The 19,351-nt window shown below is 37.2% G+C and carries 23 protein-coding genes and 1 riboswitch; of the genes, 2 read left to right on the plus strand and 21 right to left on the minus strand.

The window, feature by feature from the left end; all coding sequences use genetic code 11:
• The 9 genes from MKY00_RS25165 to MKY00_RS25205 all read right to left on the minus strand — a co-directional run bounded on the left by MKY00_RS25165 (position 1) and on the right by MKY00_RS25205 (position 6,113).
• Positions 1 to 666 carry a methionine ABC transporter permease gene (locus MKY00_RS25165; protein WP_016718833.1) on the minus strand — a complete coding sequence of 222 codons (666 nt, stop codon included), beginning with the start codon at positions 664 to 666 and terminating at the stop codon, positions 1 to 3.
• Positions 659 to 1,684: a methionine ABC transporter ATP-binding protein gene (locus MKY00_RS25170; protein ID WP_000601777.1), complete on the minus strand. Its 1,026-nt coding sequence runs from the start codon at positions 1,682 to 1,684 to the stop codon at positions 659 to 661. Before MKY00_RS25170 ends, MKY00_RS25165 begins: the two co-directional genes overlap by 8 nt.
• A gap of 179 nt (positions 1,685 to 1,863) precedes the next feature.
• Positions 1,864 to 1,972: riboswitch (SAM riboswitch) on the minus strand.
• A 125-nt stretch (positions 1,973 to 2,097) separates the two neighbouring features.
• Positions 2,098 to 2,442 carry a hypothetical protein gene (locus MKY00_RS25175; RefSeq protein ID WP_000781222.1) on the minus strand — a complete coding sequence of 115 codons (345 nt, stop codon included), beginning with the start codon at positions 2,440 to 2,442 and terminating at the stop codon, positions 2,098 to 2,100.
• Positions 2,443 to 2,596: 154 nt separating this feature from the next.
• Positions 2,597 to 2,905, minus strand: coding sequence for a thioredoxin family protein (locus tag MKY00_RS25180; protein ID WP_001974355.1), 309 nt, complete (start codon positions 2,903 to 2,905; stop codon positions 2,597 to 2,599).
• Between the two features lie 3 nt (positions 2,906 to 2,908).
• Complete coding sequence (locus MKY00_RS25185; protein ID WP_000263237.1) at positions 2,909 to 3,253, minus strand: toprim domain-containing protein; 345 nt, start codon at positions 3,251 to 3,253, stop codon at positions 2,909 to 2,911.
• 446 nt (positions 3,254 to 3,699) lie between these two features.
• On the minus strand, positions 3,700 to 4,083 hold the full coding sequence (gcvH, locus tag MKY00_RS25190) for a glycine cleavage system protein GcvH (RefSeq protein ID WP_000026900.1): 384 nt from the start codon (positions 4,081 to 4,083) through the stop codon (positions 3,700 to 3,702).
• 41 nt (positions 4,084 to 4,124) lie between these two features.
• Positions 4,125 to 4,490: an arsenate reductase family protein gene (locus MKY00_RS25195; RefSeq protein ID WP_000218967.1), complete on the minus strand. Its 366-nt coding sequence runs from the start codon at positions 4,488 to 4,490 to the stop codon at positions 4,125 to 4,127.
• Between the two features lie 610 nt (positions 4,491 to 5,100).
• Complete coding sequence (locus tag MKY00_RS25200; RefSeq protein ID WP_016718835.1) at positions 5,101 to 5,340, minus strand: DUF3937 family protein; 240 nt, start codon at positions 5,338 to 5,340, stop codon at positions 5,101 to 5,103.
• Positions 5,341 to 5,585: 245 nt separating this feature from the next.
• The gene (locus MKY00_RS25205; protein WP_000826900.1) at positions 5,586 to 6,113 is read right to left on the minus strand and encodes a hypothetical protein; all 528 of its coding nucleotides are present in this window, start codon (positions 6,111 to 6,113) and stop codon (positions 5,586 to 5,588) included.
• Between the two features lie 143 nt (positions 6,114 to 6,256).
• On the opposite strand from MKY00_RS25205, the gene MKY00_RS25210 reads away from it, so the two are divergent.
• On the plus strand, positions 6,257 to 6,904 hold the full coding sequence (locus MKY00_RS25210) for a phosphatase PAP2 family protein (RefSeq protein WP_000713765.1): 648 nt from the start codon (positions 6,257 to 6,259) through the stop codon (positions 6,902 to 6,904).
• A gap of 56 nt (positions 6,905 to 6,960) precedes the next feature.
• On the opposite strand, the gene MKY00_RS25215 is transcribed toward MKY00_RS25210, so the two are convergent.
• From MKY00_RS25215 to MKY00_RS25270, 12 genes are all read right to left on the minus strand, one after another.
• Positions 6,961 to 7,974, minus strand: coding sequence for a PTS transporter subunit IIC (locus tag MKY00_RS25215; protein ID WP_000666177.1), 1,014 nt, complete (start codon positions 7,972 to 7,974; stop codon positions 6,961 to 6,963).
• Positions 7,975 to 7,996: 22 nt separating this feature from the next.
• Positions 7,997 to 8,947: an L-lactate dehydrogenase gene (locus tag MKY00_RS25220; protein ID WP_011040814.1), complete on the minus strand. Its 951-nt coding sequence runs from the start codon at positions 8,945 to 8,947 to the stop codon at positions 7,997 to 7,999.
• A 245-nt stretch (positions 8,948 to 9,192) separates the two neighbouring features.
• The gene (locus MKY00_RS25225; protein ID WP_001002987.1) at positions 9,193 to 9,441 is read right to left on the minus strand and encodes a spore coat protein; all 249 of its coding nucleotides are present in this window, start codon (positions 9,439 to 9,441) and stop codon (positions 9,193 to 9,195) included.
• A gap of 13 nt (positions 9,442 to 9,454) precedes the next feature.
• On the minus strand, positions 9,455 to 9,640 hold the full coding sequence (locus MKY00_RS25230) for a hypothetical protein (protein ID WP_001180555.1): 186 nt from the start codon (positions 9,638 to 9,640) through the stop codon (positions 9,455 to 9,457).
• Between the two features lie 635 nt (positions 9,641 to 10,275).
• Positions 10,276 to 10,563 carry a DUF2178 domain-containing protein gene (locus tag MKY00_RS25235; protein WP_016718836.1) on the minus strand — a complete coding sequence of 96 codons (288 nt, stop codon included), beginning with the start codon at positions 10,561 to 10,563 and terminating at the stop codon, positions 10,276 to 10,278.
• Entirely contained in the window at positions 10,560 to 10,787 is a 228-nt protein-coding gene (locus tag MKY00_RS25240; RefSeq protein ID WP_029141224.1) for a helix-turn-helix transcriptional regulator, read from the minus strand. Before MKY00_RS25240 ends, MKY00_RS25235 begins: the two co-directional genes overlap by 4 nt.
• A gap of 172 nt (positions 10,788 to 10,959) precedes the next feature.
• Positions 10,960 to 11,526: a metal-dependent hydrolase gene (locus tag MKY00_RS25245; RefSeq protein ID WP_016718838.1), complete on the minus strand. Its 567-nt coding sequence runs from the start codon at positions 11,524 to 11,526 to the stop codon at positions 10,960 to 10,962.
• 98 nt (positions 11,527 to 11,624) lie between these two features.
• Positions 11,625 to 12,182 carry a TetR/AcrR family transcriptional regulator gene (locus tag MKY00_RS25250; protein ID WP_016718839.1) on the minus strand — a complete coding sequence of 186 codons (558 nt, stop codon included), beginning with the start codon at positions 12,180 to 12,182 and terminating at the stop codon, positions 11,625 to 11,627.
• A gap of 3 nt (positions 12,183 to 12,185) precedes the next feature.
• Positions 12,186 to 12,908 carry an MBL fold metallo-hydrolase gene (locus MKY00_RS25255; protein WP_016718840.1) on the minus strand — a complete coding sequence of 241 codons (723 nt, stop codon included), beginning with the start codon at positions 12,906 to 12,908 and terminating at the stop codon, positions 12,186 to 12,188.
• Positions 12,909 to 13,048: 140 nt separating this feature from the next.
• Positions 13,049 to 14,833 carry an acyl-CoA dehydrogenase family protein gene (locus MKY00_RS25260; RefSeq protein ID WP_029141225.1) on the minus strand — a complete coding sequence of 595 codons (1,785 nt, stop codon included), beginning with the start codon at positions 14,831 to 14,833 and terminating at the stop codon, positions 13,049 to 13,051.
• Between the two features lie 386 nt (positions 14,834 to 15,219).
• Positions 15,220 to 16,392, minus strand: coding sequence for an acetyl-CoA C-acetyltransferase (locus MKY00_RS25265; RefSeq protein WP_001206327.1), 1,173 nt, complete (start codon positions 16,390 to 16,392; stop codon positions 15,220 to 15,222).
• 21 nt (positions 16,393 to 16,413) lie between these two features.
• Positions 16,414 to 18,795 carry a 3-hydroxyacyl-CoA dehydrogenase/enoyl-CoA hydratase family protein gene (locus tag MKY00_RS25270; RefSeq protein ID WP_016718844.1) on the minus strand — a complete coding sequence of 794 codons (2,382 nt, stop codon included), beginning with the start codon at positions 18,793 to 18,795 and terminating at the stop codon, positions 16,414 to 16,416.
• Positions 18,796 to 19,181: 386 nt separating this feature from the next.
• On the opposite strand from MKY00_RS25270, the gene MKY00_RS25275 reads away from it, so the two are divergent.
• Positions 19,182 to 19,328: a YuzL family protein gene (locus MKY00_RS25275; protein ID WP_001096347.1), complete on the plus strand. Its 147-nt coding sequence runs from the start codon at positions 19,182 to 19,184 to the stop codon at positions 19,326 to 19,328.
• Positions 19,329 to 19,351 lie beyond the last annotated feature (23 nt).

Here is a 19,351-nt window from a genome sequence, read left to right on the forward strand (position 1 = left end):
TTATCGTTTATCTATTCGAGTCGTTACACGATCACCAATCCACTGAATGAAAAATACAACTAGTAATACACAAATTGTCGCAACGATTGTTACGTCGTTATTTCCTCGTTGGAATCCTTCTAAATAAGCAAGTGTTCCAAGACCACCAGCACCAACAACTCCCGCCATTGCTGTATAGCCCACTAAAGCAATTGTCGTAACCGTAATACCAGATACTAACGCTGGTAACGATTCTGGAATTAACACTTTCAAAATAATTGTGCTTGTTTTTGCTCCCATCGCTTTTGAAGCTTCAATTACACCTTTATCAATTTCGCGAAGTGCAATTTCAACCATTCTTGCGTAAAACGGTGCCGCTCCAATAATTAAAGCTGGAAGTGCAGCACTCGCTCCAAGAATTGTTCCAAGCAAAATCTTTGTGAATGGAATTAATAAAATGATTAAAATAATGAACGGTATCGAGCGAAAAATGTTTACGAAAGCTCCAATCGCTGTGTTAACCGCTTTGTTTTCCCATAAATTATCTTTCGCTGTCATAAAGAGTAACAATCCTAAAATGAGTCCTAAAACAAATGTGGCAAGAGCTGCGATTGCCGTCATATATAACGTTTCACCAGTTGCTTCTAACATTTGATTCCAATCAACATTTGTGAATAACTTATCCATGTGCAATCACCTCCAGCTCTACTTGATCTTGATGTATTCCCTCTATTGCTTGCTGAATCGCTGTTTCCTCACCATTTAAATGAACAACTAAACTACCGTAAGAGCCGTTATTTGTTTGTGCGATATTTCCTTGCAAAATGCTAACTTCTATATCACTGCGTTGCATTAATCTTTGAAGTACTGGTCTTTCTACCGCTTCACCGATAAACTGCAAACGAACCACTTTTCCATCTGGATATTTTTCAATTAAACTTTCAATTGTTTCATTTGTATCTTCAGAATCCGTTAACTGCTGTACAAATCGTTTCGTAATGTCTTGCTGCGGATTACGGAACACATCAAGTACTGGACCTGTTTCTACAATCTTCCCTTTTTCCATTACTGCAACACGATTACAAATCTTTCGAATTACGTGCATCTCATGTGTAATGAGTACAATCGTTAAACCGAGACGTTTATTAATATCTAATAATAGATCTAAAATTTGATCTGTCGTTTCTGGATCAAGAGCTGACGTTGCTTCATCACATAAAAGTACTTGCGGATTGTTAGCTAACGCTCTCGCAATACCAACACGTTGCTTTTGTCCTCCGCTCAGCTGAGATGGGTACGCGTCTCCTCTTCCTTCTAATCCAACAAGATGAATTAACTCATCCACGCGTTTTCTTCTCTTCGCCTTATCAACACCTGCAATTTCAAGTGGGAACTCAATATTTTCACGTACAGTTCGTGACCAAAGTAAGTTGAAGTGTTGAAAAATCATTCCGATTTCTTGCCTTGCCTTACGAAGTTCGCTTCCTGTAATCGCTGAAATGACGCGATTTGCAATTGTAATTTGGCCTGAAGTTGGTTTCTCCAACTGATTGAATAATCGAATTAAAGAACTTTTTCCAGCGCCACTATATCCGATAACACCAAATATCTCACCTTTCTCTATTTTTAAATTGGCATTATCTACAGCAGTGACATCACCGCTTTTTGCTTTATATATTTTCTTTACATTCTCTAATAGAATCATGGTGTATCACCCCTTTTTTGTTTGGATCGACTCCGCAATTTTTTATGTTTAATGCGTGTAGTCCACCGTTATCACTACTTTTATTATTTGAATGTCCTCCACATTCAAACAACAAAAAAACCTTTCTGCCTTAGAGAAGCAGAAAGGTTTATGTGCGTATATAACAACATTATCCCTCTCTCTCATCTCTCAAAGCATTTGCTTTGCAGGAATTGGCACCATTTCAACATAAAGTTGACGGTTGCCGGGCTTCACAGGGCACAGTCCCTCCACCTCTCTTGATAAGAGAAATCAGATTACATTTTCGTCTGATTTGTAATTTATGAAATTATCTATATTTTATGAATTGAATTGTATCAATATCCACACACCATGTCAACAGAAATTTTCGCAAAAAATGAAACTTCAGAATTTTAAGCACCTACTGACATCGGTTTACATATATGAAACATCGATTCAACTAATAGCATCGTTCGATACGTTCCCGAATATTGTACACGTCCATCGTTCATTAACATTTGCAATCGTACATTGCCGTTCACCAATTCTTTTACATCTTCTTCATCTACACACACAATTTGCTCTGTTCCTCTTTCTTCTTTCAACAGCTCTATATAATCTCTTGAAATTTGTAACGAACAACTTTCATCTCCAAAGCGGAAATTAACAGTTTTTTCTCCTTGTCTTAAAAGCGGTTCTAAATGATATTGACCATTAGCGTAATTTACAAATGATTGCAGCAAAGAATATAATTTCACTCTAAATCACATCCTTCATATCACTTTCTATTACACATACCATTCCCTCTCACTAAAGAGCAATCCTGTTATTTTCGCTCGACAAATACTGTAACCACCCTGCATCTCGACATATTTCCCGAGAAATATGTCGAGGCGACAAAAACTTTGCCGCCTACTTTAATTCCGTATATAAATATTCAACCGAATGAAATGCGTATATCTTCTTCATCAGTGTCCCATTTTCAAAAACAAGTAAACAAGGTACACTTTCGATCCCATACTCTTTCGCGAAATGCGGAGCATAATTTAAATCTAACATTCCAATTTTCAAACCTTCAATTGTCATCTCAACGACAGTTAACATCTTTTTTGCTAATTGGCATGTTCCACACATTGGAGTATATACATATAACACTGTTTTTTCTTCATTCTCTATTAGAGCTGTAGCTTCGGCTCCTGTCCAGTCAATCACTTCTATCATTCCTTACCGTAAATATTCTGTATAAACGTCAATGTCAGCTCCCCATAATACATTTGCTAAGTGTGAAGATGGCGCAGTTGCCACTTCTCGGTACGAGCGATCAATATAAATATGCTCTGCTTGCGGGAATTCTTTTCGAAATTGTTTCCTTAACTTTTCTCCAGCATCATCAGCATCCACTAGTACATACACTTCCTTATCAAAAAACTGATCAACGAGCTCATCCATTTTCGACAAACCAATTGTACCATTTGTACAAACAATTTCCACCGGTTCCCGAATAATAGATTCAATCTTTCTTCTATCTGATGTACCTTCTACAATAATGACTTTTTCTACATAAACCATATGTCATCACCCGATCACCATATACTATACAACCTTTAACTTAGTATATAGTATATTCGTTATTTTCATGTTGTTTCCTGTTTATTTTTGCAAAAGAAAAGCGGAACCGACTGCTTAGCCCTGTTGGCTAAGGTTCTTTCGCACAGAAGACGCTTTTTGTCTTCTCGTGCGGAAGGTTCTTAGACATGAAGGGCTAGGAGGTGGAGCTGGACAAAGAAAAGCGCAAGCGGCTCGTTCAGATTGCGAGGGGGATGGAGCTTCTGACGTAAAGGCGCTTTTTGCCTTGCAAGAAGAAGCGAAAACAGCTAGAACTATATAAAGCTTAAAACAAAAAAGTTTTTCCAAAAAACGTTCTCCCACACGATAATTAGTATATGATTCTACGTTCATTATTTTACATAAAATAAAAAAGGACAGCACAAAGGCTGTCCTTCAGTCGACTATAATTAGTCTTGGTTTGTCATTTCTGCATATTTTTCAGCAGTTAATAACTTCTCAACTTGGCTTGCATCAGAAAGTTCAACTTTAACCATCCATGCACCCTCGTATGGAGATTCGTTAACAAGTTCTGGTTGGTCACTTAATTCTTCGTTTACTGCTACAACTTTACCGCTTACAGGTGCGTATAATTCAGAAACTGTTTTAACAGATTCTACGCTTCCGAATGGCTCGTCAGCTTCGATTGTTGCACCTACTTCTGGAAGTTCAACGAATACGATATCGCCTAGCTCACTTTGTGCAAAGTGAGTAATACCGATAACAACTTCATTACCTTCAGTTTTTACCCATTCGTGTTCTTCAGAGTAACGTAAATTATTTGGAATGCTCATGACTGTACCTCCAGTGAATGTATTAATTATGTAAAAATACCTTATTGGTACTTTTTCCACACACTTTCAAACTGCTCTTCGTTAAAACCAAGTGTTACCTTCGTTCCATCTGTTACAATTGGACGTTTAATCAACATGCCATCAGATGCTAAAAGCTCGTACATTTCGTCTTCACTTGCATCTTTTAACTTATCTTTCAGACCAAGTTCACGGTAACGCATTCCACTTGTATTAAAGAATTTTTTTAATGGTAATTCACTTTTTTCATGTAAATTACGTAAATCTTCTTTTGATGGTGGATTTTCAACAATATGAATCATCTCATATGCTACATCGTTTGCCTCAAACCATTTCTTTGCTTTTTGACATGTGCCACACTTTGGATATGAATAAAATGTTACTGTCATAAATTCACCTACTTTTTTACTAACCTTTACCTTTATCATATAGAAAACGTTTTATTATTTCAAACGATTATTCGCTAAACTTTTACTTATTTCGTGATAATTTTTAATAATCCTGCAAATTTTTCTTATTTTTCCGCCATTTGTTAAGAAAAAATAACTATATAAATTTTTTTAGATTCTTCTCTTATCACTCGCCGAACATATATCTTAAACAAACGTTTGATTAACTCCCCTTTTTTCTTTGTTAACCCTTGAGCTGTATCGCTTTCTTCCTACCGAACATACTTCTTAAACAAACGTTTGATTAATTCCCCTTTTTTCTTTGTTAACCCTTGAGTTGTATCAGTTTCTTCCTACCGAACATACTTCTTAAACAAACGTTTGATTAACTCCCCTTTTTTCTTTGTTAACCCTTGATCTACATCGCTTTCTTCCTACCGAACATACTTCTTAAACAAACGTTTATTTAACCATTTCAGCCTATAGTCACAAAACCTGAAAACACTTTACATGACAAAGATGTACAGATAAAAGGAACTAACGATTTTGGCCGTAATAATGAGAGTGTTCCATGATTTTGAAGAAATTACTGCAAAGAAAAAAGACGCATTTAAATGGATGCGTCTTTTGGCGATGTTTCTTTTGTAAAATCATATAAAGCAATTGCGCCTAAAATAACCAATATACTTTCAGGGGCATCTAACAAAATAGTTCTCCAAGTTTCTGATATTACCCATTTAATACCTGCTGATTCAAGATATGCTTGAAAATAACCGATTGTAAAATCAATTACAAATAAACATACAAGTAATGTTAGACCAAAACGAATTAATTTCTTGTTTGTAAACATGTAACACCTCTCAAAATTCACTGGATATTTCTGATTTTAGTTATTTATATACGAAAATCCTTATATTTAATTTTAACACATTTAATATCCAAATAAATACAATATGCATATTTGCATATTGTATTTACAGTATTCCATAATTTCGACTAGTTACCTCATAAACAATGACATCGGTTGAACCCACTATGTACCCGATTCCTGCATGCGAAATAAAGGAGAAGCTTCGTTTACAGGACCCTTCTTCATCATCGACTCAAATAATCTGCAATTGTTTGAAATACGACGATATACATATTGTGAATACTTTCTTCAGTATTTCCACCATTCGATAAACCAACTGCCCATTGTTGTCCTTCCCCACTTCCGATATTTGCAAAGCCTTGCGTATACATAGCATTTACATCTTTTCGGGCACTGTTATACTCTATCCCTTTTGTAATAAAAATCGAATATGATTTATCTTGCAAACCGATAAAAAATACTGGTTTCTTTAGTGATGAAAATACATTTTTATATTGCTCTGTTGAGGCTTCTTGAAAGTGATCTTTCATTATGAGAAAACCATCTACTTCCTTAGATTTCTTTTCCAGTTCCTCTAACTTCATTTCCTCAAACTTTACATTCCTAAACGTATCTTTCGGTTTTTCTCCAACAACTCCAATTACGAGTGCTCTTCCGTTATATTCTAATTTCTCTCCTTCTTTATCCTTTGCACACCCAGCACTCGCTAGGCATATCAATATAAAAACTAAGAAATACGATAAACGCTTCATTTAGCACCCTCCCCTTCTTTTCAGTCAAGTGACAAAAACGTAAGGTTCATTCAAGAAAATGTAAGCAAAATCGATAGCCCAAATTACGTTTCTATATTATAATCAATTGAATTTACTTACATTACTAAACATAGGAGATTATCATGAAGAAATTTAAACTTTCATCTTTTCTTCCGTTAAGTTATATACTTCTACTCGTACTCGTAAGTCCCCTTTACGATGTATTAAATAAATCGACTGTACACGCAGTAGATGTCACAACTGTAGTAGATGATTGGATTCCATTTGTGAAAGCATTTATTATTCCTTATTTACTTTGGTTTCCTTACTTATACGGCGCACTTATTTATTACTGCTTTGCAGATCGAAAACAATATTATGTCACTTTAAGTAGTATCATTCTCGGAAAACTTGCTTGTTTTTCCATTTATTATTTTTGGCAGACAACTGTACCACGTCCAACCGTCGTTGGATCAGACGTGTTTTCTGAACTAGTCCGCTATATTTATAGTATCGATCAACCGGTAAATTGTTTCCCGAGCATTCATGTTCTTACTACATTTGTCATTATGCTAGCTGCCTTTAAACGTAGAGAACAACATGCTTTTGAATATTACATTCTTACCTTCTTCGGTACGCTTATTATTTTATCAACGTTATTTACGAAGCAACATGCATTTGTAGACGCCATCTCTGGAATGACGCTTGCAAGCATACTATACTTCGGCGTTCAGCTGTTATTAGCAAAAGAAACAGTACGTGTTCCAGTAAAACAAAATCAAAAAATGTAAAAAGCAGACTGTGGCTTCTCAGTCTGCTTTTCTCTATATAAAGGGAGATTTTCAAGTTAAGATTGCGGTACAGTCATATCACCAGAGTGAATACGACCTGCTTTTTTAAGAGCAATGTAAAGTATATAAGAAACAGCTACTGGAATGACGATATAAGTGATTACCATCGCTGGGACAACTTCCCATCCTTCGCTGGAAATTAAATTAATTGGTGCGATAAGGGAACTTAATCCAAGACCTGCAATTTCTTTTCCTGCTTCCAGTTGGAAAATTAATGCTGATACTGGACCAACTATCGCACTGGCGACGACCGTTGGGACGAGAATCATTGGATTTTTAGTGATATTTGGCAACTGTACTTTTGGAGTACACAGAGCTTGAGCTAATATGCCACCTAAATTATTTTCTTTCGCTGAGATAACAGAGAATCCGATAAACTGAGCAACGCAGCCTGCAAGAGCAGCACCACCTGCAACACCGTCTAAGCTAAGTGCGATCGCTAACGCAGCTGATGAAGCTGGGGAGATAAGTAATAGTCCCCAAACTACCGCAATAACGATAGAAGCGATGAACGGGCTACCAGCTGAGCTATCTTTAATGAATGCTCCAACTGTATTTAAAACAGGAGTAATATTATGAGATAACCAAATACCGACTAAACCAGAACCTAATATGGCCGCAAATGGAACGAGCATCATATCTAACGCAGTTTTTCCACTTAAACGTTTACCAATATATACAGCTAAAGTCGCTGTTAATAATGCTCCGATTGGCTCACCTGTTTTAATAATTAGACCTGCTTCAGTAATTGAAATGGATCCGGCACCAATCGCTCCAGCTACCATAGCCGAGAAGATTACAAGGCCATTTGCACCAAGCATAAAAGCAATTCCGGCACCAATGGCTGGTGCCATAAGTGATTTTGCAACAACTCCGATTGTAATAAGCAACGGAATATCAACAATTCTTCCTATATTTTCGATCAGTAAACCAATTCCGAGGGATACGAAAATACCTTGTGCAATTCCAGCAGAAGCTTTAAATACACGAGACATTATATATTCCTTCATTTGTTTCACCTTCTCCTATAAGTTAGTAACCAATTGTTTTCATATAATCACGTAAAATGTCGTTTGATTTTGCGAATCGAGATTCTTCATCTTCTGTTAAGTTTAGTTCTACAATTTCTTTTATACCGTCTCTAGTAATAATAGCTGGTACTCCTGTGCAAAGATCATATTCACCATACTCACCATCTAAAATAGCTGATACAGCAATGACACGGTAATCATCGTTAAAGATTGAGCTCGCAATATATGCTAGAGAATTTCCGATTCCGTAATAAGTTGTTCCTTTACGTTTATAAATTTCCCATCCAGCTTTTGCAGTCTTCTCAACAATTTCATCTAAATCTATTTCACCAAATTGATCTTTTTTCTCTTCTAAAATTTGCAGAATTGGTTTTCCACCAACAGTTACGTGTGACCAAGCAACCATTTGAGAATCACCATGTTCCCCTAATGAATACCCGTGAATACTCCGAGGATCTACATGTAACATTTCAGATAAAATTGTTCGTAAGCGAGAAGAATCTAGTGATGTACCAGTACCGATCACACGATTTCTAGGTAATCCAGATAATTTCCACACTTGATATGTAATAATATCAACTGGGTTCGATGCAAGTAAGAAAATACCGTCAAATCCACTTTCCATTACGCCACCAACAACACTTTCCATAATCTTCGCACTCGCTCCTAAAGTATCTAAGCGACTTTGCCCTGGCTTTGGTGCTGGTCCTGCTGTAATAATAACAATATCCATATCTTTGCAGTCTTCATAGCTTCCTGCATATACTTTTGTTCTTGTATTTGTAAAGTTAATGCAGTGTGATAAATCCATCGCTTCCCCAACTGCACGTTCATGATTTATATCAATTAATAATAGCTCTTCGCAAATGCCTTGATTCACAATGGAATATGCACAACTGGATCCAACTAATCCAGTACCGATAATTGCAATTTTTCTTGTATTTCGTTTCATAGCAATCTCTCCTAATTGATCATATAATCTATTTCTTTTGTTCTTTACACTCCTAATTATAGAGATTCCCACGATATAAACCATGGATACTTTGTGAAATATTGAGCAAAGTTTTTGTCCTTTTTGTGAATTGTTATATTCCATTTTCGTCATATTTGTTACAACTGGAAAAATATTTATTATGTATTTATTGACATATACAAAAAGAAAACGAGCGAATAGATTCGCTCGTTTTCTTTTTTCTGTTATTCCGCACTTAATTGGCTCTTTAATTGTTGTACAATCATCGGATTTGCAGGTGCTGCCGGTTTGTAATAACTCTTTTGCTTTGCATACTCATACATATTACGTTGACGCATTTCATCTTGATTACGAATTTGAATTAACGTTTGGTGTAACTGTTCATTATCAGACTGAGCGATATAATTTGCATAACTTGTTAAACTTGCATTTAATCCTGCTAAATAATCATTTACCATATCTTTTTCATTCATCTTTCGCTTCCTCCTATCCTAAGAAAGTCATTAATTGTTGTTTCGTATTTCGTGCATCTTGCGCATCTTTTTGTAGCATTTGTTTCAGTTGTGGATCCGTACACGTCTGTGCATACTGCTCCAACTTGTTAATAATTGTTGCATGTCCACCAATTAAATGACGTAAGTTTTCTACTTCAAGCTCTGTTAAATTTTGCATGGAATACTCCTACCTTTCTTCTTTCATTCTCCTTTAGTATTCTGTTCTTTTTAAATCGTATTCATGAAAAAGCTTTCTTACATTTCACATCTATTTATAAATACAAAAAAATGTTATAATTACAGAAAAATACAAATTTTAAAAAGTCACCTTACACTAACGATAGCATCTCAAAACAAACCATAGTAGGTAGGTGTGCTTATGCAAAAATATTTTAAAATTATCTTCTTTATCGTCTACACCATTCTATATGTAAAATTATTAATTGATGTATTAACTTTAAAACCACTATTCACTTCTATCCCTTTACATATGTTATTTCTCATTTGTTTTTTACTCATTGCGCTTAACAATTATAAAAATCGTAACACTACATTTTTCCTATTGTTTATTAGTGCAACTCTATTAGTCAGTACTAGTTTCATTAAAAGTATTCTTATATAAAGGAGCAATAAACATGAAAACACACGACTTCCTTACAGAAATCCAAAAGGGCTCTGAGCCTAGTCCCTATCAAGATCCCATCGCATTCAGTTTCGTTTGCTTTTTCTTAGCGATATTTACATTTTTCAAACCAGCTAAATAATATCATTTAACAAAAAAGAGCCTCTAAACCACTAGAGGCTCTTTCTCATCTAATATCTTCTTTTCAAAACTACAATAGTTAAAGCATACGAACAAAGCACTCCAGCTAATAAACATGCATTTGCTAACTTATACTGTTCGCCTGTCAGTGAATATAGATTCCCAATCAAAAAGATAACTAAATATAGAAATAAAAATACAAATAATGAAATTTTAGCGGCATTTCCTGTAATATGCTCGCCTCTTTCATCTTCCCCCTCATTCTTCTGAAAACGTGTGGAATATAAAACACCTATTAGTCCTGCTACTGAGATTATGACCCCTATTACAATGCTCATTCCGTTTCCCCCTCTATTTTATATTGAAAAACTTCATAAAACTCCTTACCTAAAATATGTGCAATTTCAAAAGCTAAAATTAAAGATGGATTGTAACGATTTGCTTCAATTGAGGCAATCGTTTGTCTACTTACCCCTGCTTTGTTCGCTAAATCAGTTTGTGACCAGCGTTTTTCTGCTCTAAGTACAACGAGATTATTTTGTAAAATTCCACTCTGTTTCATAACCTCTCCTTTTTTACAATATTTTCTATATTTTGATTGTAATTTATTTTTAACATCATGTAAACTATTTTTAACAATAATAAAAAGAAACTTTAATCCACTTACTGTTCTTTTCAAATCATATACACTAAAAAACCTTAGAATCGCTTCTAAGGTTTCCGGCTATCCATATTCAAAACACTATACTAATAAGTAACGAAAGAATTAATAATATAACTACCAATCCGCCAGTTACTCGTGCTATAAACTTCTTTTGTGCGCCCGCACTTGAAACGATAAAACGGAAGTATAATATACCTCCTATCGCAATAAGAATACATTCCAATATGATACTAATAGCCGGAAATCTCCACCATCCAAAACCAAGCATAGGTAAATCTCCGTAATTGCCCGGAAGTAACGGCAAATCAGCACGGTGCACAAGTAAATCTAAAATCCAATGACTAAAAACTACAGCCCCTATAACAAAACCACTCCGCTTGCCCCAAAACCTTTTCCCCACTATTCCTGCAACAAAAGCAATAAACAGTGCTCCTATTAAAGAATGTGTGTAATCCGCATGAATGATTGCTTCACCATAACTATTCCTATTAATAGGTTCAATTGTCTCTACTCCTAAAATATACAGCGGCAAAAAAATGATATCCAACAATTGTGAGCTTACCATAAGAGCCCAAAGTGGTAGTTTAGGTGACTTGGCTTTTACTGCTGCCGCTAAGCCAAAATGTCCTGCAAACATTTCACTTCACATCCTTTTGTCATTGTCCCTCCAGCAAATCAAAGCCTGCTATATAAAAAGCATCCTCAGCGACAAATTCATGCTTTTTCTCCTCTTATTCACTCTTTCATTCCACGTAATCCTTTAATAAACGTTTCCAACAATACATGTAAACTTATATCCAAATCTAACGGCAAACCAAATCCGCCCTGCTGTTCAATCGACGCAAATCCATGACAAATACTTCTGAATCCACGTGTCGCATGAAGTGCATTCTCTCCTTCTAAGCCGTACTGTTGTAAAACTTGAAGACAAAGCTTTACAATTCCGTCACCTGCTTTTCTTACTTCTTCATCTCGTAAAAAGGTTGCTTCATATAGTCCAGGATGTTTGCGTACGAATGCTACATACGCTTCTCCTAAAGCATGAATTGCTTCATCCATCCGTTTACCCTCGGCCGCTTCTTCCAGTTTGTTATACAGCTGCTTGATTCCGTAAATACCAAGATGTTTCCGTACATCTTGTAAACCTTTCACATGATTGTATAGCGAAGGTGAACGTACCCCTAATGTTTGCGCTAATGAAGCTAACGTTACTTCTTGTATTCCATTTGCATCTGCAATTTCTGCTGCTGTTTCTACAATTTTCTGTAATGTAAGTCCGATTCTCGGTGACATCAATTAACCCTCTTTTCTACTTTCTATATTCCGCTTAGCTTCCTTAATAGCAAGCTCTATGACAGCCCCTGGATCGTTTATCATTTTCCCATGCCCTGCCGCAAGCAAGGACGGCTCATATTCTCTTAGCTTCTCTGCACTTTGTAATGATATTTCTTTACTCCACGTTGCCATCGCTGGAAACGGAAACCAAAATTTCATTTGTCCCGAAACAGCCGTACCTCCTCTCGTTTGGAATGCATCCCCAACAATAAGAGCTTTATTTCGTACATCAAGAAACGCCATGGAGCCTGGCGTATGTCCCGGTGTCATAATCGCAAGAAGCGATCCAACTCGGTCGCCATCTTCCAATAAAACATCAGGTACCGTTTTTACTTTTTTAGGTACACCGCCTTTTATCGGTATATTCGGTTCATCCTTTTGTAACGTCGTATCTCCTTCTAACAGCTTTGCGTCCCTTTTAGAAATATAGACGGGAACATGAGGAAGTACTTCCTTTAATGCGTCTAATGCACCGATGTGATCATCATGCGCATGTGTTAATACAATATTCGTAATTGGTTTTCCTATTTTCTCAGCCGCCTGTAAAATTCCTTTTGCGCTATATGGCAAAGCAGCATCAATTAAAGTTAAACCATCTTCTTCCTCTATAAAGTAACAATTCACAGGAAACACTCTTGGCAAAAATGACAATTGATATACCGTTTTTTCATGCATCATTCTCATATTCCCATCTCCCTTTTCACGAAAACTAATACCATTAGTTTTATTATACTAATGGTATTAGTTTTATGTCACTAAAAACTTTATTTTCTCAGAAAAAAAAGAAAAGCAGTCGTTTATACGACTACTTTTCTTTAAAAATATTAAACCGTGTAACGCTCATCTTCTAAAATTTTCGCAGCAATTTCACGTTTCTTCGGAATTACGTTAAGTGGTGTGTGGCGAGTTAATTTACGTAATGATGATAACATCATGCGCAGCATGTCGCCGTTTTCAACTGCGATAAGTGTTTCTTTCGCATCTGCTTCGATTTCGTTAAATGCTTCTTGGCAGAATACTTCAGTGTATAACACTTTTTGTTTATTCTTTTCAAGACCAGTTGTTTTAATTGCTTTTTCTGTACGAAGAACAGCTGACTCCATTGCGTATAGGTTGCTTACGATGTCAGCGATATTCACAAGAATTTCTTGTTCTTTATCTAATGCTTTACCGTATTTTTGAGCAGCTAATCCAGCTACCATTAAGCCGATTTTCTTCGCGTTATTTACTAAATATTTTTGAAGTGCTAATGGCTCATCGCCTACTTCTTCTGGCATCATCATCATTAACTCTTCTTGTAATTTTTGTGCTTTTTGAAGAAGTGGTAATTCACCTTTCATCGCTTTACGTAAGAACGTACCTGGTACGATTAGGCGGTTAATTTCATTCGTTCCTTCGAAAATACGGTTAATACGAGAATCGCGGTACATTCTTTCAATCTCATACTCTGCCATAAATCCGTAACCACCGTGAATTTGAACACCTTCATCTACTGTATAGTCTAGTACTTCAGAACCGAATACTTTGTTTAAAGAACACTCGATTGCATATTCAGCGATAGAAGCTGCTACTGCTTTACCGTCTTTTACTTCTTCTTCAGATAATGTGCTCATGCGGCTTTCGAATAAGCCTACTGTACGATATACAGAGCTTTCAGCTGCATATGTTTTTGCTGCCATATTCGCAAGTTTCTCTTGAATTAATGGGAAGCGAGCGATTGGTTGTTTGAACTGTTGACGTTGGTTTGCATATTGTGCTGAAATTTCTACTGCACGTTTCGCAGATCCAACTGTACCAACACCTAATTTATAACGACCGATATTTAAAATGTTGAATGCGATAATATGACCTTTACCGATTTCGCCAAGTAAGTTTTCTTTCGGTACTAACGCATCTTCCAAAATTAACGTACGAGTTGAAGAACATTTAATACCCATTTTCTTTTCTTCTGGGCTTGTAGATACACCAGCATAGTCTTTCTCCACGATAAATGCTGAGAAGTGCTCTCCATCAATTTTTGCATATACGATAAATACGTCAGCGAATGCAGAGTTTGTAATCCACTGTTTTTCACCATTTAATACGTAATGTGTACCTTCTGCATTTAAACGTGCCGTTGTTTTTGCACCTAATGCGTCCGATCCTGAACCTGGCTCTGTTAATGCGTATGCCGCTAATTTTTCACCAGTTGCAAGTAATGGTAAATACTTTTTCTTTTGCTCTTCGTTACCGAATAATACGATTGGTAAAGATCCGATACCTACGTGAGCACCGTGAGTAATTGCAAAGCCACCAGCACGAGAGAATTTCTCTGCGATTAACGCTGAGCTTACTTTATCAAGACCAATTCCACCATACTCTTCTGGTACATCAGCGCCTAATAAACCAAGTTCCCCAGCTTCTTTTAAAAGACGAACAGAACGATCAAACTCATGTTGCTCTAAATATTCAAGCTCTGGAAGAACTTCATTTACGATAAAGTCCTCTGTCGTTTTTGCAATCATTTTATGCTCAGATGAAAAATCTTCTGGCGTAAACACTTGATCAATTGTAATCTCATCTACTAAAAAGCTACCGCCTTTAACTGCACTTCCTACTGTTTTTTCCATGAAAATTTCCTCCTTCATATTTTCATAAGCCGCTTCTCTCATTTTGAAAGAAGCTGGCTCTCCCTTTTGTTTTTATAAACCTTTGTTGCTTCCATTCTTTGCATTGGTGACGTCTCGTTCTGAACGGGCCACCTGCACTTTTTTATAGTCCAGTTCCAGCGGCTAGAATGTTCGGTGGCTTCACTTCTTCCTGCGAGGCAAAGAACGCCTCTACGTCTGAAGCTCCATCCCCCTCACATTCTGAGCGAGCCGCTTCCACTTTTTTTCATAATCCAGTTCCGGTGGCTAGAACAGTCGGTCGTTTCACCCCTTCCTGTGAGGCAAAAAGCGCCTCTTCGTCAGGGCTTCCAACGCCCTCCTGTTCTGAACGAGCCACCTGCACTTTTTTATAGTAATTCAAACACTCCCGCTGCTCCCATTCCGCCGCCGATACACATTGTTACGATACCGAATTGTTCGTTGCGGCGTTTCATTTCGTGAATAAGAGATAGTGTTAGTTTTGCTCCTGTACAGCCAAGTGGATGTCCAAGTGCGATTGCACCGCCGTTTACGTTTACTTTTTCTTCATCTAAACCAAGTTCACGAATAACTTGGATCGATTGAGAAGCGAATGCTTCATTTAGTTCGAATAAGCCAATATCAGATAGCTCTAAGCCAGCTAGTTTTAATGCTTTCGGAATTGCTGCGATTGGGCCAATTCCCATTACTTCTGGTGGTACACCCGCTACTGCAAATGAACGGAATTTCGCAAGTGGCTTCATACCATCGCTTACTGCTTTTTCACGGTCCATTAATAATACAGATGCTGCACCATCACTCATTTGTGAAGAGTTACCAGCTGTTACAGAACCGCGAACGTTAAATGCTGGACGTAATTTACCTAAAATGTCTATCGTCGTTTCTGCTCTTACACCTTCGTCTTGCGTGAAAGTGATTGTTTCTTCTTGCAGTTTGTTATTTGATCCAACAGTACGTAACGTTACATCTACAGGTACTGTTTCATCAGCAAAGTTTCCTGCAGCTAATGCTTTCGCAGCACGTTGATGACTTCTTACGGCAAATGCATCTTGCTCTTCACGAGAAATTCCATATTTCACAGCAACTTGCTCTGCTGTATGTCCCATACCCATATAATATTCTGGAGCTGCTTCTACAAGGCGGCTATTTGGACGAACAACGTGTCCCATCATTGGAACTAAACTCATTGATTCCGCTCCGCCTGATAATACAGCTTCTGAGTGACCAAGCATAATGCGCTCTGCTCCGTAAGCGATACTTTGTAAACCTGAAGAACAGTAACGGTTAATTGTAATAGCTGGAACATCGTAAGAAAGTCCTGCTAATCCGCCGATATTACGAGCCATATTTAAACCTTGCTCTGCTTCTGGCATCGCACAACCGAAAATTAAATCATCGATTGGTCCTTCATAATTCGCACGCTTTAACGTTTCCTTTACTACTAACGCCCCTAGATCGTCAGGACGAACTGTTTTTAATGAACCCCTCTTTGCTTTTCCAATTGGTGTTCTTGCTCCCGCAACAATGACAGCTTCTCTCATGAACGATATCTCCCCTCGTTATTAGTTACGTAATGGCTTTCCTTTTACAAGCATGTGCTGCATTCTTGCTTGTGATTTCATCTCACTTACTAAGCTAATAAATGCTTCACGTTCTACATCTAATAAATACTGCTCATCAACTTCTGTTCCATACGGCACTTTTCCGCCCGCAATGACATATGCAAGTTTCTTCGCAATGTGAAGATCGTACTCTGAAATGTAACCAGATAAATGCATTGCTTCTGCACCAAGTGCAAGAGTTGCATATCCTGTTTCACCAACAACCGGTATCTTTTTACGAATCGGCGCTTTATAACCAGCTTCATATAAAGCAAGTGCTTTCTGTTTCGCATCGTATAGTAAGTGATCACCATTCACACTAATACCGTCTTTATCACCTAAGAAGTTATGAGAAACTGCTTCTTGTCCTGAAGTGGAAACTTTCGCCATTGCGACTGTTTCGAACACTTTATTTGCAACTTTTTGTATGTCAAACTCTACGCCGTTTGCCATTTTATTTAAGTGCTTAATGTATAGCTCTTTATTACCGCCTCCGCCAGGGATTAAGCCAACGCCAACTTCTACTAAGCCCATATACGTTTCACTAGAAGCTTGAATGCTCGCTGCTGGTAAGCAAACTTCTGTACCTCCGCCAAGCGTCATACCATATGGTGCTGCTACAACTGGCTTAGAAGAGTATTTAATTTTCATCATTGCATCTTGGAAGTTTTTCACAACTAACTCAATTTCAAAGTAGTTGTCGTCTTGTGCTTCCATTAAGATCATTGCTAAGTTCGCACCAACGCAGAAGTTCTTCGATTGGTTACCGATAACAAGACCTTTATAATTCTTTTCTACTTCATCAACAGCGTAGTTAATCATTTGCGTAATATCCATACCGATTGCATTGCTCTTCGAATGGAATTCTAAACAAAGGATGCCGTCTCCTAAATCAATTAAGCTCGCTCCGCTATTTTTCTTTAATACGCCATTTTTCGCTTTTAATTGCTTAAGAGAAATTGCCTTTTTATTACGTTCGATTAGCTTATATTCGCCATTATCGTAATAGTAGCTATCTCCGTTATCATGTTTGTAGAAAGTAGTGAAACCTTTCTCTAACATTTCTTTCACCCAAGCCGGAACAACTACGCCGTTTTCTTCCATCTTTTGAACGGACTTTTCAACGCCGATTGCATCCCAAACTTCAAACGGTCCTTGCTCCCAGCCGAAGCCCCACTTCATCGCTTGGTCAATTGCAACGATATCGTCAGCAATTTCTTTATGCAGTTTTGCAGAGTATAAAAGAGTCGGTGTAATAATGTTCCATAACAACTCTCCTGCGCGGTCTTTCGCGTATACAAGCGCTTTCAATTTATTCGATAAACCTTTTTCTTGTTTACTTAACTCGATCGATGCAGCTTTTAATTTTTTACGAGCTTCGTACTCCATCGTTTCTGGATTTAATTCTAAAATTTCTTTTCCTTGTTTTAAGAAGAAGCCTTGACCTGTTTTGCTTCCAAGCCATTTTTTATCAAGCATGTCATGCATGAAAGCTGGTACTTTAAATACATCGCGCTCTTCTTCTTGTACGTTTTCATATACGTTATTTGCAACGTGTACGAATGTATCTAAACCGACAACATCTAATGTACGGAACGTTGCGCTCTTCGGACGACCAATAAGTGGGCCTGTTACTGAATCAACTTCCCCAATGCTATAGCCGCGTTTTACCATCTCTTGAAGAGTTACTAATAAACCGTACGTACCGATGCGGTTTCCAATAAAGTTTGGTGTGTCTTTTGCGATAACAACGCCTTTTCCAAGAACGTCTTCGCCAAATAGTTTCATGAAGCTTAATACTTGTGGATCAGTTTCTTTCGTCGGTATTACCTCTAGAAGTTTTAAATATCGTGGTGGGTTAAAAAAGTGTGTGCCTAAGAAGTGTTTCTGGAAGTCGTCTGAACGACCTTCTGCCATTTTTTCAACTGAAATGCCTGACGTATTCGAGCTTACGATAGAACCCGGTTTACGAACAGCATCTACTTTTTCAAATAGTTTCTTTTTAATATCTAAGTTTTCAACTACTACTTCAATAATCCAATCTACATCAGCTAGACGCTCAAGGTCATCTTCTAAGTTACCTGCTTCAATCAGTGCTAAATTTCCTTTCACTGTCAGAGGAGCTGGTTTTTGCTTTAATAGTTTTTGTAGTGCCGTATTACTAAAACGATTTCTCACACTTTTATGTTCTAATGTAAGTCCCTTCGCTTCTTCTTCTTTCGTAAGCGCAGGTGGTACAATATCAAGCAATAATGTCGGAATACCAATATTAGCTAAGTGTGCCGCAATTCCTGAACCCATTACGCCTGACCCTAGAACAGCAGCCTTTTTAATTTGGAACATCCAATTCTCCCCCTATTCTTGAATGAATGCTCATTCAATTTTTCGACATAAGTCGCAATCAATGAGTGAGCCTCTACTAATAAATATATGATACTATTTAAATTTTCGCAATATATTTATTGATAAAATTTTCTGAAATAAAGTGAAACTTTAATCAGTAGGGGTTTCCTTCATCCCCTACTGATTATTAGTTGAACCAATCGGACTTTTATGGGCAGTTGACCCCTACCTAACTTCTTTGCTTTCGCTGAATTTTGAGGTGGGGGTCTTACTGCCCATTAAAGTGGGATAAATATTTTTCTTTTATTTGCCCATGCTATATATGTATTTTCTTCACTAAAATACACTTTCCCTTTTTATAATCTGACGAAACTGGAGGAATATATATGGCAAAACTTAAGAAGAACCCTTCAAAGGCTGGAATTAGCGCAGCAAGTGTGACAGGAAACGCTGGCCCAACCGATCGAGGCGTAGAAAAAGGACGTCAAGGTAATAACCAACAATATAAGAAGCATAATATGGGCGAAAAATAACGCTATATTTTTGGGCAGAGAAC

It is taken from the genome of Bacillus sp. FSL R9-9834, from assembly GCF_038006905.1.
Lineage (GTDB): Bacteria > Bacillota > Bacilli > Bacillales > Bacillaceae_G > Bacillus_A > Bacillus_A pacificus.